The sequence below is a fragment of the Aerococcus viridans genome, from assembly GCF_002083135.2.
Classification (GTDB): domain Bacteria; phylum Bacillota; class Bacilli; order Lactobacillales; family Aerococcaceae; genus Aerococcus; species Aerococcus viridans_C.
Genome location: NZ_NBTM02000001.1, coordinates 1,343,036 through 1,362,207, shown reverse-complemented (window position 1 = coordinate 1,362,207; position 19,172 = coordinate 1,343,036). Strand labels below are relative to the sequence as shown.

Annotated in this window: 12 protein-coding genes and 1 pseudogene; 1 reads left to right on the top strand and 12 read right to left on the bottom strand. The window is 39.2% G+C overall.

Going from position 1 to position 19,172, the window contains the following annotated elements; genetic code table 11:
• Nucleotides 1-500: 500 nt before the first annotated feature.
• From A6J77_RS09520 to A6J77_RS06400, 10 genes and pseudogenes are all read right to left on the bottom strand, one after another.
• Nucleotides 501-632 (bottom strand): annotated as a pseudogene (locus A6J77_RS09520) (KxYKxGKxW signal peptide domain-containing protein); the annotation flags it as partial.
• Between the two features lie 409 nt (nt 633-1,041).
• On the bottom strand, nt 1,042-1,878 hold the full coding sequence (locus A6J77_RS06440; RefSeq protein WP_083069218.1) for an alpha/beta hydrolase: 837 nt from the start codon (nt 1,876-1,878) through the stop codon (nt 1,042-1,044).
• A gap of 93 nt (nt 1,879-1,971) precedes the next feature.
• Nucleotides 1,972-2,295 (bottom strand): YlbG family protein, encoded by a 324-nt coding sequence (locus A6J77_RS06435; RefSeq protein ID WP_083069217.1) that lies wholly within the window; start codon nt 2,293-2,295, stop codon nt 1,972-1,974.
• 130 nt (nt 2,296-2,425) lie between these two features.
• A complete protein-coding gene (locus A6J77_RS06430) occupies nt 2,426-5,854 on the bottom strand; it encodes a pyruvate carboxylase (RefSeq protein ID WP_193756645.1) in 3,429 nt (1,142 codons plus the stop codon).
• Between the two features lie 758 nt (nt 5,855-6,612).
• Nucleotides 6,613-8,106, bottom strand: a complete 1,494-nt coding sequence (gene nagE, locus A6J77_RS06425; protein WP_083069210.1) for an N-acetylglucosamine-specific PTS transporter subunit IIBC — start codon at nt 8,104-8,106, stop codon at nt 6,613-6,615.
• Nucleotides 8,107-8,161: 55 nt separating this feature from the next.
• A complete protein-coding gene (locus tag A6J77_RS06420; protein ID WP_083069208.1) occupies nt 8,162-9,064 on the bottom strand; it encodes a PEP phosphonomutase in 903 nt (300 codons plus the stop codon).
• Between the two features lie 528 nt (nt 9,065-9,592).
• Nucleotides 9,593-10,969 (bottom strand): FtsW/RodA/SpoVE family cell cycle protein, encoded by a 1,377-nt coding sequence (locus tag A6J77_RS06415; RefSeq protein ID WP_083069206.1) that lies wholly within the window; start codon nt 10,967-10,969, stop codon nt 9,593-9,595.
• Between the two features lie 272 nt (nt 10,970-11,241).
• On the bottom strand, nt 11,242-13,077 hold the full coding sequence (gene typA / locus A6J77_RS06410) for a translational GTPase TypA (protein WP_083069204.1): 1,836 nt from the start codon (nt 13,075-13,077) through the stop codon (nt 11,242-11,244).
• Between the two features lie 236 nt (nt 13,078-13,313).
• A complete protein-coding gene (locus tag A6J77_RS06405) occupies nt 13,314-14,093 on the bottom strand; it encodes an inositol monophosphatase family protein (protein WP_083069202.1) in 780 nt (259 codons plus the stop codon).
• Between the two features lie 48 nt (nt 14,094-14,141).
• Nucleotides 14,142-14,417 carry a UPF0223 family protein gene (locus tag A6J77_RS06400; RefSeq protein WP_083069199.1) on the bottom strand — a complete coding sequence of 92 codons (276 nt, stop codon included), beginning with the start codon at nt 14,415-14,417 and terminating at the stop codon, nt 14,142-14,144.
• Nucleotides 14,418-14,715: 298 nt separating this feature from the next.
• Between A6J77_RS06400 and A6J77_RS06395 the strand changes: the two genes are divergently transcribed.
• A complete protein-coding gene (locus tag A6J77_RS06395) occupies nt 14,716-15,621 on the top strand; it encodes a MetQ/NlpA family ABC transporter substrate-binding protein (protein WP_193756644.1) in 906 nt (301 codons plus the stop codon).
• Between the two features lie 419 nt (nt 15,622-16,040).
• Here A6J77_RS06395 and lpdA read toward each other — a convergent pair whose 3' ends face one another.
• Nucleotides 16,041-17,453 (bottom strand): dihydrolipoyl dehydrogenase, encoded by a 1,413-nt coding sequence (lpdA, locus tag A6J77_RS06390; RefSeq protein ID WP_083069195.1) that lies wholly within the window; start codon nt 17,451-17,453, stop codon nt 16,041-16,043.
• A 7-nt stretch (nt 17,454-17,460) separates the two neighbouring features.
• Nucleotides 17,461-19,110: a 2-oxo acid dehydrogenase subunit E2 gene (locus A6J77_RS06385; RefSeq protein WP_083069193.1), complete on the bottom strand. Its 1,650-nt coding sequence runs from the start codon at nt 19,108-19,110 to the stop codon at nt 17,461-17,463.
• Between the last annotated feature and the right edge of the window lie 62 nt (nt 19,111-19,172).

Sequence of the window (19,172 nt, the reverse complement as noted above, 5' to 3'; positions counted from 1 at the left end):
GAAGCGCTTGTACTAATTGATTCACTTTCACTTACTGAAGTGCTTATACTAATTGATTCACTTTCACTTACTGAAGTGCTTATACTAATTGATTCACTTTCACTTACTGAAGTGCTTATACTAATTGATTCACTTTCAGTCGCTAAAGCACTATCAGTGACTGTTTCATTAATATCACTTTGCACATCAGATGTTAATTCTTCTTTATTTTCTTGCTCATTAATTTCGCTGGCCAGGTTCTCTTCGATGGAGGTAATAGATTCTGATGATTGTAATAACATAGAGTCTGCTGTTACTAATATATCCCTACTAGATTCTACTTCATGTGAAATTTCATCAGCATGCATAACAGGGGTATAGATAGTACCAATCCCAAATACCGCTCCTGCACCTATAGTCCCCGAGAGCATACGTTTATATTTATTATCCTCTAATTGAAAGGTATCTGCATCCTTTAACAAGGTATCTGCATCCTTTAACTCGGTATCTTGTTCTACCGATGAAAATAACTTCAATAAGCCAAAGCGGCTAACACAGGTTTTTACCCAGTTTTTACCACTTTTATGCATTTTAACTCTTGATTTTCTTTCTGTCTCAAAAAAATCTCCATGTCTAAACTTATTCCAATTCATACTTTCTTCCTCCAAAAAATAACATAACAGTATACATATAGTGCATAATATAATTATTAATATATTAAAAGAAAAAAATTGGAAAAGCATTTTCTATTTTATGTTTAATAAACATGTTTTTGAATTCTGAAAAAAGAGATTAGTAAACAATTAACTCAAAAACTAGAATATATCATCAATTTAAAATTGATAAAGAGAAAAACGGTGCTGAAATGATTTTTCTTCAGCACCGTTTTTATTATATATATCGTATTAGAACGCTTATTTGATTTACTCCAAGCTTTAATGCAACAAGCATTTTATATTTCAGTATTTTATAGATTCTATCTAAATCTTTCATTGTAAGAACATCATCATGATAGGTATCATATAATTTATGCTATCTACCCTATCGATGTTCAACCAAAGTTTACAATGGCCAGCCCTGTGTAATAAATCGTAGACAATCTGGTAAGTGCTTAGACCAATACGCTTCTGAATGTTCGTCCCCATGGAAAATATTCAAGGATACATTCTCTGGCGCCACACCTGCCTGAATCACCTGTTGGCTATATTTAATGGCATCCGTAATATAAGCTTGTTCAGTATATGGACCAATAATCATCTCATCCACTTCATCGCCTTCTTCAGTACCACATTCAATATAAATTCGTTGATCTTTTGGCAAGCTAATTCGCTGGATATAGCGGTCAAAGTCTTGTGCTACTGCCCAATTCGTCAAGGAGAAAATACCCAACCGGCCGACTTGGTCTTTATAGGCTGCACCCAAATAAGTAGAAATAGTTGCCCCAAAAGACGAGCCTATTATGGCTGTATGGGCTGCATCTGACATCGTTCGATAATGCTGGTCCACAAAGTTTTTGACGATGGTCATCACAAATTCAGAGAACTCTGCTCCTCTTCCGCCTTCTCCGGTTAGTTGTGGATCGTAAGCATCCTTTATAGACCACGGCAAATATTCTAAGGTACGCAACTCCTCGCCATTATCAATACCTACAATAATCATGCTTGGTAAATCTGGATTTCGCTTAACCGCGTGAATTGTTTTCCAAGAATGTTTCGAAAAAGCTTCCTTAGAATGGAACACATTCTGCCCGTCATGCATATAAACCACGGGATAATGCTTGTCCGGATGAGCTTCATAGTCCTTGGGTAAGAGGACACGAATTCGCCGCTTAGCCAAGGTATAAGGCACATCTAAAATATGTTCTTTAAGTTCCAAATAGAAAAATGGGGCAAACTCCATCCTGACTCTCCTCCAACTATTGAAAAAGGACCCTGGGCACATTCAATCCCAAGGTCCCTTCAAACTTTCATTTACTATATATTTGATTATATATTAAGCATACCGTTCATTCAAACGATCTTTATCATCCGAATCCTTCTTGGCCATCAAGTCTGCCGCATAGGCATCAAAAGCCGTTGCATAATCCATCGCCATCGCCTGTCTAGGTGACACATCAACTCGACGTACGAAATGAAGCTTCTCCAAATTCTTCTGAATATGGTTAGCTTCCTCAATATCAGTATAGACAATTGCATACTTCATCTTGCGCGATACATAATAAACAAAACCGTACTTTTGTAACTGTTTGACTTTTTTATTCGAATACATCCACACAATCAATGCTTGTCGTGATTGTGCTTGGTCATAAATACTCATATCATCGACTTCCTTTAATCACTAGCTTTAATCTCATTATAACAGGAATTCATCTGCCAGTAACCCTTAAACCTCTTTATAGGAAAATAACGGACCTATCATTGTTGGTCCGTTATTCTCCCTTATTATATTATTCCAAGACTAATAGTAAGTCCCCCGAATTTACTTGATCGCCGTTGGCAACAAGTAATTCTTTCACAACAGCCTTACGCGGTGCTTTCAAAGTAGTTTCCATCTTCATGGCTTCAGAAATCAACAGTAATTGACCTTCTTCAATTTCATCACCTTGTTGTACCTGAACATCAAGGATGGTTCCTGGCATTGTCGCTGCAATATGGTTGGTATTGCCGTGATCAGCCTTACGACGAACAGCAGCCGTCGTTTTGGCATTGGCGTCGCGTACAATAATTTCACGAGATTGTCCGTTTAATTCAAAGAAGACAATTCGTTGACCAGTTTCATCAAGTTCACCAATTTGGATTAAGCGGATGTATAAGACTTTACCCTTTTGAATTTCAACATTCACAGTTTCACCAGTCTTCATACCATAGAAGAAGCTTGGTGTTGGGATGATTGAAACGTCAGAATAGCGTTCAAGTTTATGACGGTAGTCTACAAAAACATCAGGATACATAATGTAAGATAAGACGTCTTGGTCGTCTACATCTTCATCACCTAATTTAGCAATCAATTCTTGACGAGTAGCTTCAAAATCAATTGGTGCTAAGTGTTCACCTGGACGATCAGTTGAAGCCTCTTCACCTTTTAAGATGATGTCAGATACATCTTGCGGGAATCCACCTTCTGGTTGACCGATTTTACCTTTAAATAAATCGATAACAGATTGAGGGAAGTCGTATTTTTTCCCTTCTGCGAAGAATTTATCAATTGTTAGGTCATTTTGAACCATAAATAAGGCCATATCACCAACAACTTTAGATGAAGGGGTAACTTTAACGATATCACCAAACAAGAGGTTTACATCATGATACATTTGTTTTACTTCGTCCCAACGACTACCCAAACCAACAGATTTCGCTTGTTGTTGTAAGTTTGTATATTGACCACCAGGCATCTCTGTATTGTAGATTTCAGTTTCTGGACCCTCTAAACCTGAAGTGAATTCATCGTAGTAAGAACGCACACCTAACCAGTATTGGTTAATTTTCTCTGCATTTTGTACGTGGATATTTGGTTTACGGTCGTTATACTCCATCGCATAATATAGTGATTGCATAGATGGTTGTGAAGTTGTTGAAGCAAAGGCAGAAGATGCCACATCAACAATATCCACACCAGCACGAGATGCTTCAGTGTAAGTTAAGATACCGTTACCTGCAGTATCATGCGTGTGTAAATGAATTGGCACATCGATATGGTCTTTCAATTCTGAAATTAAAGCATAAGCAGCTTGAGGTTTTAATAAACCAGCCATATCTTTCACTGCAATAATATCTGCGCCCATTGCTTGTAACTCTTTAGCCAACTTCACATAGTAGTCTAGAGAATATTTAGTACGCTCTGGATTTAAGATATCACCTGTATAACACATTGTCGCTTCAGCGATCTTACCAGCATCTTTCACATATTGAATTGGTTTTTCAATTTGTTTAGTCCAGTTTAATGAGTCAAACACACGGAAGACGTCAATTCCTGAAGCAGCAGCCTGGTCGATAAAGGCTTTCAACGTGTTATCTGGGTATGAAGTGTAACCTACCGCATTTGAACCACGGAATAACATTTGTAGCAAGGTATTTGGCATTGCTTCACGCAACTGCTCTAGACGGCTCCAAGGGTTTTCAGTTAAGAAACGGAAGGCTGCATCAAATGTCGCCCCACCCCAAACTTCCATAGAGAATAGGTTTGGCAAAGCATCTTCCATAACTTTAGCTGGTTTCACCATGTCACGCGTACGCATACGAGTCGCAATCAACGATTGGTGTGCATCGCGCATTGTCGTATCCGTTAATAATAAATCTTTTGAATTTTTAATAAAGTCTTGAACACCCTTAACACCATCACGGTCTAAAATTTGTTTAGCCGATAGGCCATTACGGTCCACCAACTCAATTTTAGGGGTTGGGATGGTTTCGAATTGCCCTTTTTCATTTTCAATACCCGGGAAGCCATTTACAGAAATGTCTCCAATATATTGTAAGACTTTGTTCCCACGGTCGCGGTTACGTTCTTTAGGGAAGTTGAACAATTCAGGCGTATTGTCGATAAATACAGTGTTTGCAGTACCATCTTGGAAAACAGGATGGTTTACAACGTTACGCAAGAACGGAATATTGTTCTTAACACCACGCACACGATACTCTCTTAAGGCACGGTCTGTTTTTGCTACCGTATCTTCGAAATCTGTACCATAAGTGATTAACTTAGCGATCATTGAGTCAAAGTACGGACTAACAACTGTATTTTGGAAACCATTACCCGCATCTAAACGGACACCAAAACCGCCTGGAGAACGGTAAGTATTGATTTTACCTGTATCTGGGAAGAAGTTGTTATTTGGATCCTCTGTAGTTACACGACATTGGATTGCAAAACCATTTAATGGTAAGTCTTCTTGTGCTGGTAAACCAATTTCACTTAAGCTTTCACCTGCAGCAACACGGATTTGTGTTTGCACAATGTCCACACCAGTGATTTGCTCTGTAATTGTATGTTCTACTTGGACACGAGGGTTTACTTCGATAAAGTAGAAGTCATCGCCATCTAACAAGAACTCAACAGTTCCAGCATTAGCGTAGTCCACTGAATCTAAGAAGTCACGGGCAGAATTACAGATACGGTTACGTAATTCCATTGACATGTTTACAGTTGGGGCAACCTCAACCACTTTTTGGTGACGACGTTGAACTGAACAGTCACGTTCCCATAAATGCATAGTATTTCCTTGCTCATCAGCCATGATTTGAACTTCGATATGTTTAGGTCCTTCAACGTATTTTTCAACGTAGGCTTCACCTGAACCAAAAGCTTTAGTCGCTTCAGAAACCGCTAGACGGTATTGTTCTGCTACTTCATCTTCTGAACGTACCACACGCATTCCACGTCCACCACCACCTAGGGCAGCTTTGATGATAATTGGGTAACCAGCAGTCTTCCCAAATTCAACCACTTCTTCAAGACTTTCAACTGGTCCATCAGAACCTGGAATCAACGGAATATTCGCTTTTTTAGCAGCTTCACGAGCTTTTACTTTATCCCCAAACATATCTAAAATTTCGTGTGAAGGACCGATAAACTTGATGCCCTCTTCCTCACAACGACGCGCAAATTCAGTATTTTCAGACAGGAAGCCGTAACCAGGGTGAATCGCGTCAGCATTCACATCTTTAGCAATTTGAATAATTGACTCGATATCTAAATAAGCCTCAACAGCTTTTTTATCCTTAGACAATAAATAAGACTCATCCGCCTTGAAACGGTGAACTGATCCTTCATCCTCTTGTGAATAAACTGCGACAGTATTAATGCCTAGTTCATAACACGCTCGGAAAATACGAATTGCGATTTCCCCACGGTTCGCAACTAACACTTTATTAATCATTTATAGTAACTCCCTCTCTTACGCCTATAACAAGTTGACGCTTGTTTACACTTGCCAATTGTATCATAGTTTGCCATATTTTGAACAATTTTGATATAGAAAAATGAAAGAAATCTCATTTTTCTATCATAATTAACAGTAGTTAGCGCTTTACTTTTCAACAATAGGATATTTTTGTTCTTTTGTACTTCATAATCATTTAGCCTACGGCTAAAAAGAAAGTTTTTTCTTCTATAATGATTTAGTAATTAATCCTTCGGCTCACACTTTCCTATCATTGCCTTAGGTGCAGTGGGACCCCTCAGGCATAGTTAGGTTCGAATCTCCAGAGAGGACTGTATCTCAGATTAAGTTGCAGCTGAGGTTGTCAGCCACTGCCTTAATCTTCCAATGTTCCTCTCTTGGCATCGCCTCTCGCACCCTAAAAGTCTAATGGCTAGTCTGACGATTCAATCTGTAAGGGCTGAAGCCCGTAACGGATTGATATGGGTCAAGCCGTTCTCTACCACTGCGAAGGCATGATAGGAAGTTCCAGCCCCGGCATTCGAGTACTTAAAAATCCTCGTAAAATATGTTTATATTTGATCCAAATTACTTTTGATACCGTTCAAAATATATAGTTAATTGATTTAAGGCCCCCCATTTCTTAATCTGCAAATTGTGAAAAATTACTATCCAACTATGAGAAAAACATTGTTGCTAACTAAAAATAATTCATAAAAAAAGAAGCTGAGTTTTACCCCAACTTCTCTTAAATATTATTGGTCTTCTATTTTTTTCATTTCATCGGCAACGAATTGAACGTCTGTACCCACAATGACATGTAGGTGGTTTTTGTCTAAGACATTGACGCCCGGAACACCAAGACCTTTGATTCTTGCTTGATCGACTTGGTCAACATCATCTAATTCAAAACGTAGTCGTGTTGCACAATTATAGTAACTACGGATATTTTCTTGCCCGCCAACAGCATCATAAATAACATGGGCCATTTGCGCATATTTACTGTTGCTAGTTGAAGATGCAGTTGTCTTTTTACCAGAAGAGGTTTCATCTTCAGAATCTGTAATTGCAGCTTCAGTTACAGCATTCTCGCCGCGTCCTGGTGTGGCAAAGTCAAATTTACGAATAGCAAGGTCAAATACAAAGTAATAAACAGCGAACATCACTAAACCTAGAACTAACAGCATTAATGGTTGGTTAGCTATCGGCACATTCAAGCTTAATGCAAAGTCAACTAACCCTGCTGAAAACCCAAATCCAGCGGTCCAGTGGAAGGTTGCTGCGACAAACATTGAAACCCCTGTTAGGAAGGCGTGAACCAAGTATAATCCTGGCGCTGCAAACATAAATGAGAATTCTAGTGGTTCAGTAATTCCTGTAAAGAATGAAGCGAAAGCACCAGCAATCATAGTACCAGCTGCAATTTTCTTAGCTTTAGATTCTGCATTCTTATACATAGCCAAAGCTGCGCCAGGTAAACCAAACATCATGATTGGGAAGAAGCCGGCTTGATACATACCAGTAACCCCTTTAACCCCCTCAGATGCCCAGAAGTTTCCAATATCATTAATACCGATTAAGTCAAACCAGAATACTGAGTTTAGCGCATGGTGTAAACCGGTTGGAATCAGTAATTTGTTGAAGAAACCGTAAATACCAGCACCTAGCGCGCCAAGGCCTGAGATGAAAGTACCGAATGCTACTAAAGCGTCATAAGCTACTGGCCAAACTAAGTACAGCAGTAAGGATATGATTAACATAGCGCCTGCTGTTAAGATTGGAATCAACCGTCTACCTGAGAAGAATGCGAGCGCTGTTGGCAATTTAGTACCTGAATAGCGGTTATATAAGGCTGCCGATACTGAACCAGAAATAATGGCCATAAAGACATTTTGTGTTGCGCCGAAAGCCATTGGTACTTCTTCAACTGGCATGTTGAGTAAGACACTTAAACCATCTGTTGATAATAGGTTTGTTACAATTAGGTAACCGACTAAACCAGATAGCCCGGCAGCCCCATTAGCATCTTTTGATAAACCTGTAGCAATACCGACTGAAAATAGAATCGGTAAATTATTGATAATGGCAGTCCCTGCTTGAATCAGGAATACAGCCACTTGGTTAGACCCCTCACCAGAAAGTCCAGCTGGATCAATCCAATAACCTATCCCCATTAATAATGAAGCAACAGGTAAAATCGATACCGGTAACATGATCGATTTCCCTAAATTTTGTAAATAATTTTTCATATTATCTTATCCTCCCTTTTGATAAAGACAATTTTTTATATTTTTTGATGACGTTTTAACGATTAACGGACTGAGCCATACGAAAATAAGTATGACGTTTACCCCGCACCGCCAAACTCAAAGCGGTGATATTTTCTGGATCAGGCATCCGACCGTAGGCACCATCACCAATGTGGTGACAGTCTACGCCAACACGTTTATTGGATAAACCTATCGCCTCGATCACCGAAGCTTGGGCAGACTCTTGACTAGTCCCAATCGTCGCCATCACCAATCCACCGCGTGCATGCACACCTTTCGTGACCATCTGGTTTTCAAGCTCATTCACCCCAGGCACCGTATTGACAGCTGGGATTAAGACCCCATCAGCACCTTCATCCATAAAACCAAGTAAGGCTTCCTCATTGACGATACTTTCAGTAAGCCCAGCACCGTGCATTTTACCCGCAAGGACTAGCCCTGAAAAATGTGCTTTCGTCACCTTAACAGCCTCACGGATTGCCGACATGGTTACACCAGTTGCTGGATTCCCCGTCAGTAGAATCATATCTACCCCTAATTCGTCTGCTGCTTCTAGACTTTCTTTTGAAACTAAACGTCCTGGATTCAATTTCACACGGGTTTCAAGCAAATCTTGACGCTCATCAACAGGTTCTAGATTAATGGCAATTGGTCGACCAATCAGTCGCTTCAATTCTTGAATAATCCCTTTTGACCCAGAAAATTCTTCCAAGCCAGGAATTTCTGGATTAAAGATATCCAATTCATTTAATACAATGATATCTGCACCAAAAGTCGCCATTACTTCTGGATTTGATAATCCTTGAATCAATGGTGGAGACGTCACCACTGTTTCAGCAACAATTGTCCGTCCTTCACTGGCAAAAATGGCTTGCTTCAATTGGCTAGCATCCATCTGATTGATTTCACTGGCACTAGCCGAAATTAAACGTTTCATTTCATCTCTCCTCCCTTTGCAAAAGGCTAGCTCTCCAACAACTAACCGATTACATTCCTATCTGAATATTATATCAGTATTGATAGCTATTACGGAACCTATAACAAAAAGAAACTGGATTTGTATACCTAACTTCTTTGTTAATTTTATTCTTCTCGACCTAAATTTAGCAGATTTCTTAGCTATATAGGTTAGTTTTACCGCCAAACACAGCTTGTACACCATTTTGTACTTCAAGTACAGCTTTTGTACCTAAGCCTTTTAGGCACCATTATCAAAAATCCCCATTAGGAATGGTATTAAGGCCTTGAGAGATAGACTCCTACATCCTTAACATCGTTCTCTTAATGTATATCAGAATAATGAACGAATTTCGGTTGATAAAGCTTAACAGCACCAGCCAAATGTATTAGAAACCCTTATTGACAATCGCTTTTAGAATTTACTTTTGCATTTACTTAATTTGCAATTTTATCCGTAATTGTAAAAAAAGCAGACCTTTTAAAAGATCTGCTCTTAGAGATGATGTTATTTTTCATTTTTAGCCAGACTAATTTGATGAGCTTGCTTCTTTTTCATCTGGAGACTACGTCGCCACGAGCGATCAGAGGCAATGACGGATAAGGCGATACCTGTCATCATACTCGTTACAAGAAGGCTAGACCCTCCATAAGACATGAAGGGGAAAGTAACGCCTGTTAAGGGAATTAATCCTAATACCCCACCCAAGTTTACAAAAGCTTGAATTAAAAAGTATGAACCAACACCAACAAGGACGGTTTGGTCATATATACGGCGCATTTTAATGGCTTTGTGGAAGATATAAACCACTAGTGCAAAGTACAAAACAAGTACAAGCATCACGCCCCACAAACCAAATTCCTCTCCAATAATTGCCATAATAAAATCATTATGCGCTTCAGGCAAGTAACCAAGTTTTTGGATAGAGTTTCCTGCACCCCGGCCAAGGATGCCACCATTTGATAAAGCATAATAGCCATAAACTAATTGCAATCCTGTATCCTGTGCATCCGCGAATGGATTAATAAAAGAGGTAAAGCGGGCAATCTGATAATTATCTATATGCGATAAATCAAATAGATTCAAGATAATAACAACTGAAATATATACAACAATTGCTGCTAGAACTGATTTAGTCAGCCATTTCAGTGTTAGGCCAGAATTTAATAGGAGGATTACAAATAACGACCCAAGAATGAGTACACCACCTACATCTGGGAAGAAGAATACGAGCGCTAACCAAATACCAATAGCTGCAGCCTCTTTTTTGTATTGAGCAATCAATTTAAATGGACTATTTACTTCAGCAATCGTGTTCTGAACCTCATCCTTCGCTAAGAAATTAGCGACTAATAGAACTAAGGCTGGTTTTGCAAACTCTACTGGCTGAATGGAGAAGGCACCAACCCCAATCCAACCTTGAGCCCCATTAATGGTTTCCCCAAATATGAAGGTAAAAACTAATAGGACCGTGACCCCTACATACATTAACTTTTGAAAACGTTGATGTCGCAATATTTCTGGCTTGATAATATAAATTAGAAAGATAGCGATGATACCAGCAACCGCAAAGAGGCCCTGTCTCTCTAAATAATAGTATGTCACTTGACCTGATGATGTCGCTAGATAAGATGATGCAGTTGTCACCATCAATAATCCAATTGTCAGCAGCAAGCCATATAATATCAAAATCTTCCCATCTAAATCTTCACAATGGGCAATGACGCGTTTAAACCAGGATGGTCCTTCATGATTTCTTTCTTTTTTAGCTTGCTTACGCGCATTTTTAGATTGTTTTTTTGCTTTCTCTTTATCTAATGCATTTGATTTTTTTTGTTTTTCCTTATTTGCTTGGGCTTTTTTTCTTTTAGATTCTGTTGGCACAATAGCCCTCCTTTATGGATTTTGTATGATGTTATACATCCGTTGATACTAGAAATAAGTAGTGGTATGGACAGCCATTACTCAGTTATCCATTATAGCATAATCGGCCCATACATTAGCGGAATCCTATTACAATTTATTGAAAAATCAAACATGATTTATTGGTCAACCTACTATGTAATCTTCTCTGTAAAAAATAACCATAAAAAAGACGCAGACAAATCGTCTACGTCTTAAAAAGTATTTATGTACGCTATAGCGCATTAATCAAATTAACCTAAGTTCTTTTTCTTAGCTGCTTTTGCACGTTCAGCTTCGTTTAAGATTGATTTACGTAAACGAATGCTTTCTGGTGTTACTTCACAGTACTCATCTTCATTCATGAATTCTAATGATTCTTCAAGTGTCAGTAGTTTCGGTGCTTTGATTGAAGCTGTTTGGTCTTTGTTTGAAGAACGAACATTAGTTAAGTTTTTAGAACGGATAATGTTTACAACAATATCTTTTTCACGTGTACTTTCACCAACAATCATACCCCCGTATACTTGTGTACCTGGGTTAACAAAGATTGTACCACGGTCCTCAACTTGCATGATACCGTAAGTAGTTGCTTTACCAGTATCTGTTGATACTAAGGCACCGTTACGACGACCACCGATTTGTTCGTTGATGTATGGTGCATAGTGGTCAAATGTATGGTTCAAGATACCGTAACCATGTGTTAATGACATGAAGTAAGTTGTGAAACCAATCATACCACGAGCTGGTACGTGGTAAGTTAAACGAGTTGTACCTAGACCTGTAGAGATCATGTCTACCATATTACCACGACGTTGGTTTAAGGCGTCGATAATTGAACCTTGGTATTCTTCAGGTGTATCGATTTGAACTAACTCAAACGGTTCAGATTTCACACCATCGATGTTACGGATGATAACTTCTGGTCGAGATACTTGTAACTCGTAACCTTCACGACGCATGTTTTCAATCAAGATAGATAAGTGAAGCTCACCACGACCTGAAACAACCCATGCATCCGGAGATTCTGTATTGTCTACACGTAATGAAACGTCAGTATGTAATTCGTAACGTAAACGTTCTTCTAGTTTACGAGAAGTTACGTGTTTACCTTCTTGGCCTGCGAATGGTGAATCGTTTGTTAAGAAAGTCATTTGTAGTGTTGGTTCATCAATACGTAATGGCTCTAAAGCCTCTTTGATGTTTGAATCTACAACTGTTTCCCCAACGAAAATATCTTCCATACCAGAAACGGCAATAAGTTCTCCGGCCTTCGCTTCGTTAATTTCAACACGTTCTAAACCTAAGAAACCGAATAATTTTGTTACACGGAAGTTTTTCTCAGTTCCGTCAAGTTTCATTAAGGTAACTTGGTCACCTACACGGATAGTACCGCGGAATACACGACCAATACCGATACGACCAACGTAGTCGTTATAGTCTAGTAATGAGACTTGGAATTGTAAACCTTCTTCAGAGTTATCAACTGGTGCTGGGATTTCTTCAAGAATTGTATCGAAGATTGGATTCATTGTTTCTAATTGGTCAGCTGGATCGTCAGAAAGACTTGAAGTACCACTTAAAGCTGAAGCGTATACTACTGGGAAGTCTAACATTTCATCATCTGCACCTAATTCGATAAACAGGTCTAATACTTCGTCTACAACTTCTGATGGACGAGCTGATGGTTTATCAATTTTGTTTACAACAACGATTGGTGTTAAGTTCGCTTCGAACGCTTTTTTCAATACAAAACGCGTTTGCGGCATTGTACCTTCATAAGCATCTACAACTAAAACTACACCGTCTACCATTGTCATGATACGCTCAACTTCACCACCGAAGTCCGCATGTCCTGGAGTATCCATGATGTTAATGTGGTGACCCTTGTAGTTTACAGCTGTATTCTTAGCTAGGATGGTGATACCACGTTCTTTCTCGATATCGTTAGAGTCCATTGCTCGCTCATCAATTTTTGTACGTTCATCTAAAGTATCTGATTGTTCCAACAATTGGTTAACCAAAGTAGTTTTACCGTGGTCAACGTGGGCAATGATTGCAACATTACGAATATCTTCACGTTTTGCCATTTTTAAAAATTCCTCCATTTATATAACAAATACAAAATTTGTATCAATTATTTGTCAAGTTTATGAAACCGTTTTACCCTAAAACCCCTAGTTATAAACTTTAACAAAGTTTCTCGTAATAAAACCGCCATAATATCGTATCACTTATCAATTGAAATTACTAGTTTTTTCGATTATGTCGACCAAATAAATCACAAAGTACAAGCCCCTCTTGATATGAAAAGTACAATGCTTGCTTATCTTGGTCCCTTCAAATTTTCAATCATTCGTCGGTATGCTGATGGGTAGGCTGCTAAAACCCGATTTCGGTTCAATAAATCAACCGGTTCGCCAGTAAATTGTGACACTTGAATGCCCACTTCGTTTGTCAAGACTTGGCCGGCAGCAATGTCCCAGGGCTGCAGCCTTGGTGATACGTAAGCGGCAATTTCACCCTTCAACAAGGCGATGATTTCAATTCCTGCTGACCCATAAATGCGAAGACCCATAGATTCTTTGACTAGTTCTTGTATTTTATAAGCGTCAGTCATGACCATGCCCCCATTGACCGCGATCAAGGAGTCTTTTAGGATTTTGTCCTTGAATGGTGGTTGAAAGACTTGACCGTTTCGTTTAATGCCTTGACCAGCGATGGCTTCAAAGTAGTCGTCATTCATCACGTCGTACACGACACCTAGCTTTCCAAGGCCATCCTCGTAGTAAGCAACCATGATGGCAAAGTGATTTTGTTGTAGGACAAAATTGGCTGTGCCGTCGATGGGATCAACGATCCATACACCGCCAGCCAGATTGGACGGGGTGTCACCCATTTTCTCCTCACCGATATAACGGTCGTCTGGAAAGTTCTCTGCAATCTTGTTTCTAAATAGTAATTCAACTTCTTTATCTACGTTGGTAACGAGATCTTTTCGGTTGGATTTACTTTCTATTTCGATTTCACTATTCAATTGGTCGTGGATATAGGTTGTTGCTTCTTCAATCCACGCTTTCACCAATGCTGCCCGCGCTTCTAACATCTATTAACATGCCTCCTACTTTACTTACAACACTTTATCTTTTCGCCCTTATGGCATTGAAATGGATTTTGTTTCTAAATTTTTAGCTTTTTTGATCGTGCCATAAAGTTGGTAGCCAGAAATCTTTTCAAAGCTATTGCCTAATTGTTTTTCTTCCATTTTGCTTGGCACAACTTGCTTAAAAGACTTATATCTACTCAACAATTCTTCGCGGTTGATGCTTGATTCATAAGCTTGTTCCAAGCCATTCCACATTTTTACTACAATCGCCATTTCTTCACTCGTCCAATCTAAATCGATCGGATATTGATAATTGTTAGACATCGTATTCCTCCGCTTTCGTTTTCATATTTATTATAGCGGAAAATATGTAAAAGAGATAACTTAGCCATCATTTTTCCAAGTTTTCGTTGCACTTTAATGCTGGTACCCTATTAATTAGCCAATTTGCTCCAACCGCACTCAGTTTAAAAAGCAAGAGCGCAATCATTAAAATCTACTTCGTTTCATATGGTTGTTCGCTATCTTATATTGCAAAATCCGTAACATTTGAATTGCTATTGCTTATATTTTTAACGTCATTTAAAATAAAATCATTATGTTATGAATGGGGAGAAGTATATTGGATATTAGAAAAAGTTTAAAATTATTCCTAGCCTTTGGTAGTGCTTTAGTACTTGCTTCTTGCGGTAATAGGAGTAGTGATAATGAATCAACAGGCCAAGTAGATACTGACGAAACTCGGTCATATTCTGTTGGGGTTGTTGGAGATGTAACTGCTGAAATTTGGGAAGACGTTGCAACAAGATTAGAAGATCAAGGCATCAATCTAGAAGTAGTAACCTTTTCTGAATACTCACAACCAAATCGTGCTTTAGAAGATGGGGAATTAGACTTAAATGCCTTCCAACATATTTCATTCTTAAGTGCTTATGCTAAGGACCTTGGTGACTCACAAATCACGCCAATTGCTTATACGATTGTATCACCTATGTATATTTTTGCAGTTCCTGAAATCACTGACGTCGAATCCATCCCTGACGGTGTAACTGTTGCGGTACCTAACTCTGCTACGAATGCAGAGCGCGCTTTCTTAGGCTTACAAGATATTGGTTTAATCAAGTTAGATGAGGAAGCTGGTTTTGCGCCAACTAAAGCGGATGTTGTAGAAAATACTAAAAACATTGAAATTGTCGAAATGGACCCATCTCAAATCGCTCGTTCATTAGGTGACGCTGATTTGATTACGATTGGTGGCGATATGCTGATGGATGCTGGTTTAGATCCAGAAGATGCTATTTATACCGATACAGATGATGCTTCAAATATTGACCCTGTGAAGAAAAATATCATTGCAACCACAAAAGATAAGCTTGATAATCCTGATATTCAAGCTATTATAGATGCTTATCAATCTGATGAAACTAAAGCTAAAATTGAAGAAATTTCAGGTGGTTCATCAATTCCTATTTGGACAGCTGAAGATGATCCTCAAGCAGACTATGAAAAAGAATTAGCTAAGAACTAATAGCAAGCAATACATACAGCAAAAAGGCTTGTGGCGCATGCGCCACAAGCCTTTTTTATAAATATATTTAAAGATATGATCTTGTGGCATCATCGCTTTTGGTTCGTTCAATTGTACTTAAGTAGTGAAACCTGTTTTGTCTGTAAAGTCATCTTTACCAGCTTCCATTAATTGATTTCCTAAATTTGTTTTGAATTTTATAAGTATTATTCCACCTGACTTCATAAGATGATAACATAAAAGAAATCGCTTTAATCGTTTATATAGTTCTATTTGGATCCCTCCAACATTTGACTGAAATTGATTTTAACCGTATTTACACTCGAGTACTGCAAATAATTCAAAAATAACCCCGCGTAAGTCAAACTTACACGGGGTTTTCTCGTCTCAATATTCAAGTTATTGCTTATTGAGATGGACTACATGTGAATTGGCATACCCAATAACCCTTCAGCGGCATCCATTACAGCTTCTGATAATGTAGGATGACCGTGGATTGTTAAGGCAATGTCTTCTGCGTTCATGCCTGCTTCGATTGCTAAACCAACTTCAGCCATAACGTCTGAAGCGGAGATACCAACCATTTGCGCGCCAACTAATACGTCATCTTCTTTAGTCGCTACTAAACGGATGAAACCTTGGCCAGCGTTTAATGATAATGCACGACCGTTACCCGCTAGTGGGAATTTCACAGTTTTCACGTCTAAACCTTGATCTTTAGCTTCTTTTTCAGTTAAACCGTAAGAAGCTAATTCAGGTGTAGTGTAAGCTACCGATGGCATCACTTTGTAGTCGATAGCTGCTGGTTTACCTGATATTGCTTCTGCAGCAATCTTACCTTCGTAAGATGCTTTATGTGCTAAAGCAGCACCAGGAGTAATATCACCGATTGCAAAGAAGTTTTTCACTGAGGTACGACCTTGGTTGTCAACTTTCACTAAACCACGTTCAGTTAATTCAATCCCAATTGCTTCTAAACCTAAATCAGCTGTATTCGCACGACGACCAACAGATACTAATACATAGTCAGCAGTGATTTCTTTAGCTTCACCTTTAACTTCGTATTTAACTGTTACTGAGTCACCGTTGTCTACAGCTTCTTTCGCCATAGCGTTGACAGTTGTTTCAATACCGATGTTCTTCATTTCTTTTTCCACAACTTTTACCATATCTTTTTCAAATGTTGGTAATAATTGAGGAGAGCCTTCTAAGATTGTTACCTTAGAGCCTAGATTAGCGTAAGCCATACCTAATTCAGATCCGATAACCCCACCACCGATAACAACTAAGCTTTCAGGAACTTCTTCAAAGTTTAAAGCGCCTGTTGAATCTACAACACGGCCACCAAATTTGAATCCAGGGATTTGGATTGGTGTAGAACCTGTTGCAACGATTGCGTTGTTGAATGAGTATAATTGGTGAGTATCATCGTCACCCATTACAGTAAATTCATTTTCGTTGTTGAAGTATGCTTCACCACGGATGATTTCAACTTTGTTCTTTTTAAGTAACATTTCAACACCAGAAGTTAAAGTATTTACTACTGTATTGTTCTTCCAGTATTGTGTTTGCGCGAAGTCTAATTTAACGTCACCAGAAGTTACACCAAAGACAGCGTCGCCGCCTTTAGCGTTGTGGTAAGCATGACCAGCTTGGATCAAGGCTTTAGATGGAATACATCCAACGTTTAAGCAGACACCACCGATGAACTCACGTTCAACGATAGCTACTTTTTGGCCCAATTGCGCGGCACGGATGGCAGCTACATAGCCACCAGGTCCAGAACCAACAACAACTGTATCTAATTCAATTGCGAATGCGCCTACTACCATTCTAAAATCATCCTTCCATTAATAATAATTCAGGGTCAGCCATTAAACGAGCGATTTCATTAAGCGCTTGTTGACCAGTTGCGCCATCAACGATACGGTGGTCAAAAGTTAATGATAGTTTCAATACGCGACCAGCAACAACTTCACCATCAGCGTTAACTACTGGTTCAGATTTGATTGCACCAAAACCTAAGATTGCTGTTTCTGGGTAGTTTAAGATTGGTGTAAAGAATTCTCCACCAACAGAACCGATGTTAGAAATAGAAATTGTACCATCAGCCATATCTGGTCCTTTAAGTTCGCCAGCATGTGCCTTAGCAGCATTTTCGTTGATGATATCAGCAATATCAAACATTGAACGCGTATCTGCATTCTTGATGTTTGGTACGTATAAACCAGCATCTGTATCTGTTGCGATACCAATGTTGTAGTAATGTTTGTGTACAAACTCTTGACTTGCATCGTCGATTGACGCGTTTAATTGAGGGTATTTCTTAACTGCAGCAATTAAAGCTTTCACTGCGTATGGTAAGAATGTCAATTTAGTACCACGTTCAGCCGCAATGCTCTTGAACTTCTTACGGTGATCCCATAATTTAGAAACTTCAACGTCTTTGAACAATGTAACAGATGGTGCTGTATGGTTAGCAGTATCCATTGCTTTAGCGATTGCTTTACGCATTGGTGTCATCTTGATACGTTCTACGCGGTCTGAGTTGTCAGCAACTGCGGCAGCTTTCTTAGCTGGTTTAGCTGCTGGTGCTTCTGTTGTCGCTGCAGCTTGTGCAGTTTCAGTAGCAGGTGCTTCAGGAGCAGTAGCTGCTGCGCCGTTAAAGTTGGCAACGTCTTCACGTAAGACACGACCATTTTTACCAGTACCAGCAACAGCTGTAATGTCAACACCTTGCTCCCGAGCAAATTGTCGTACAGAAGGCATTGCTAATACGCGTTTGTTAGGGTCTGAAGCAACTGGTACGTTACCAGCTGATGCGTTTGTAGATATGCCAGCTGCTGGATCTACTGCTTTAGTTTCTTGTGCAGGTGATTCTGGAGTAGAGACTGGTGCTGATGCTTCTGAGTTATGACCAGGTGCATCGATTTCAGCTAATACATCACCAACGTTAGCAACTGTTCCAGCTTCAACTAAGATACGAACGATCTTACCTGTTACAGGGGAAGCTACTTCTTCAACTGATTTATCGTTTTGGATTTCAACTAATGAATCTTCTTCATTTACTTCGTCGCCTTCAGCAACCAACCAAGAAACGATTTCACCTTCAGCCATACCTTCACCTACGTCTGGTAAAGTGAATTGGTATACGCCGCCACCTGTTGCAGGTGCAGCTGGTGCTTCCGCTTCTTTTGCAGTTGCTTCTGCTTCTTTTGCAGGCGCTGATGCGGCTGCGTTGTCTTCTAATCCATCACCTTCAAAAGTGATTAATGGTGTACCAACAATGGCAACATCACCTTCACTGTAATGTAATTCAGTTACTTTACCTGAAACTGGTGAGTAAATTTCTTCTACTGATTTATCGTTTTGGATTTCAACGATTGGATCTTCTTCGTTGACTTGGTCGCCTACAGCTACTAGCCATGAAACGATTTCGCCTTCCGCCATACCTTCGCCGACATCTGGTAAATTAAATACAAAGGCCATATTTGTTATTCATCCCTTCTAATTTGAGCTTAAAGTTTATATTTTAACAAGTAATAAAGGGG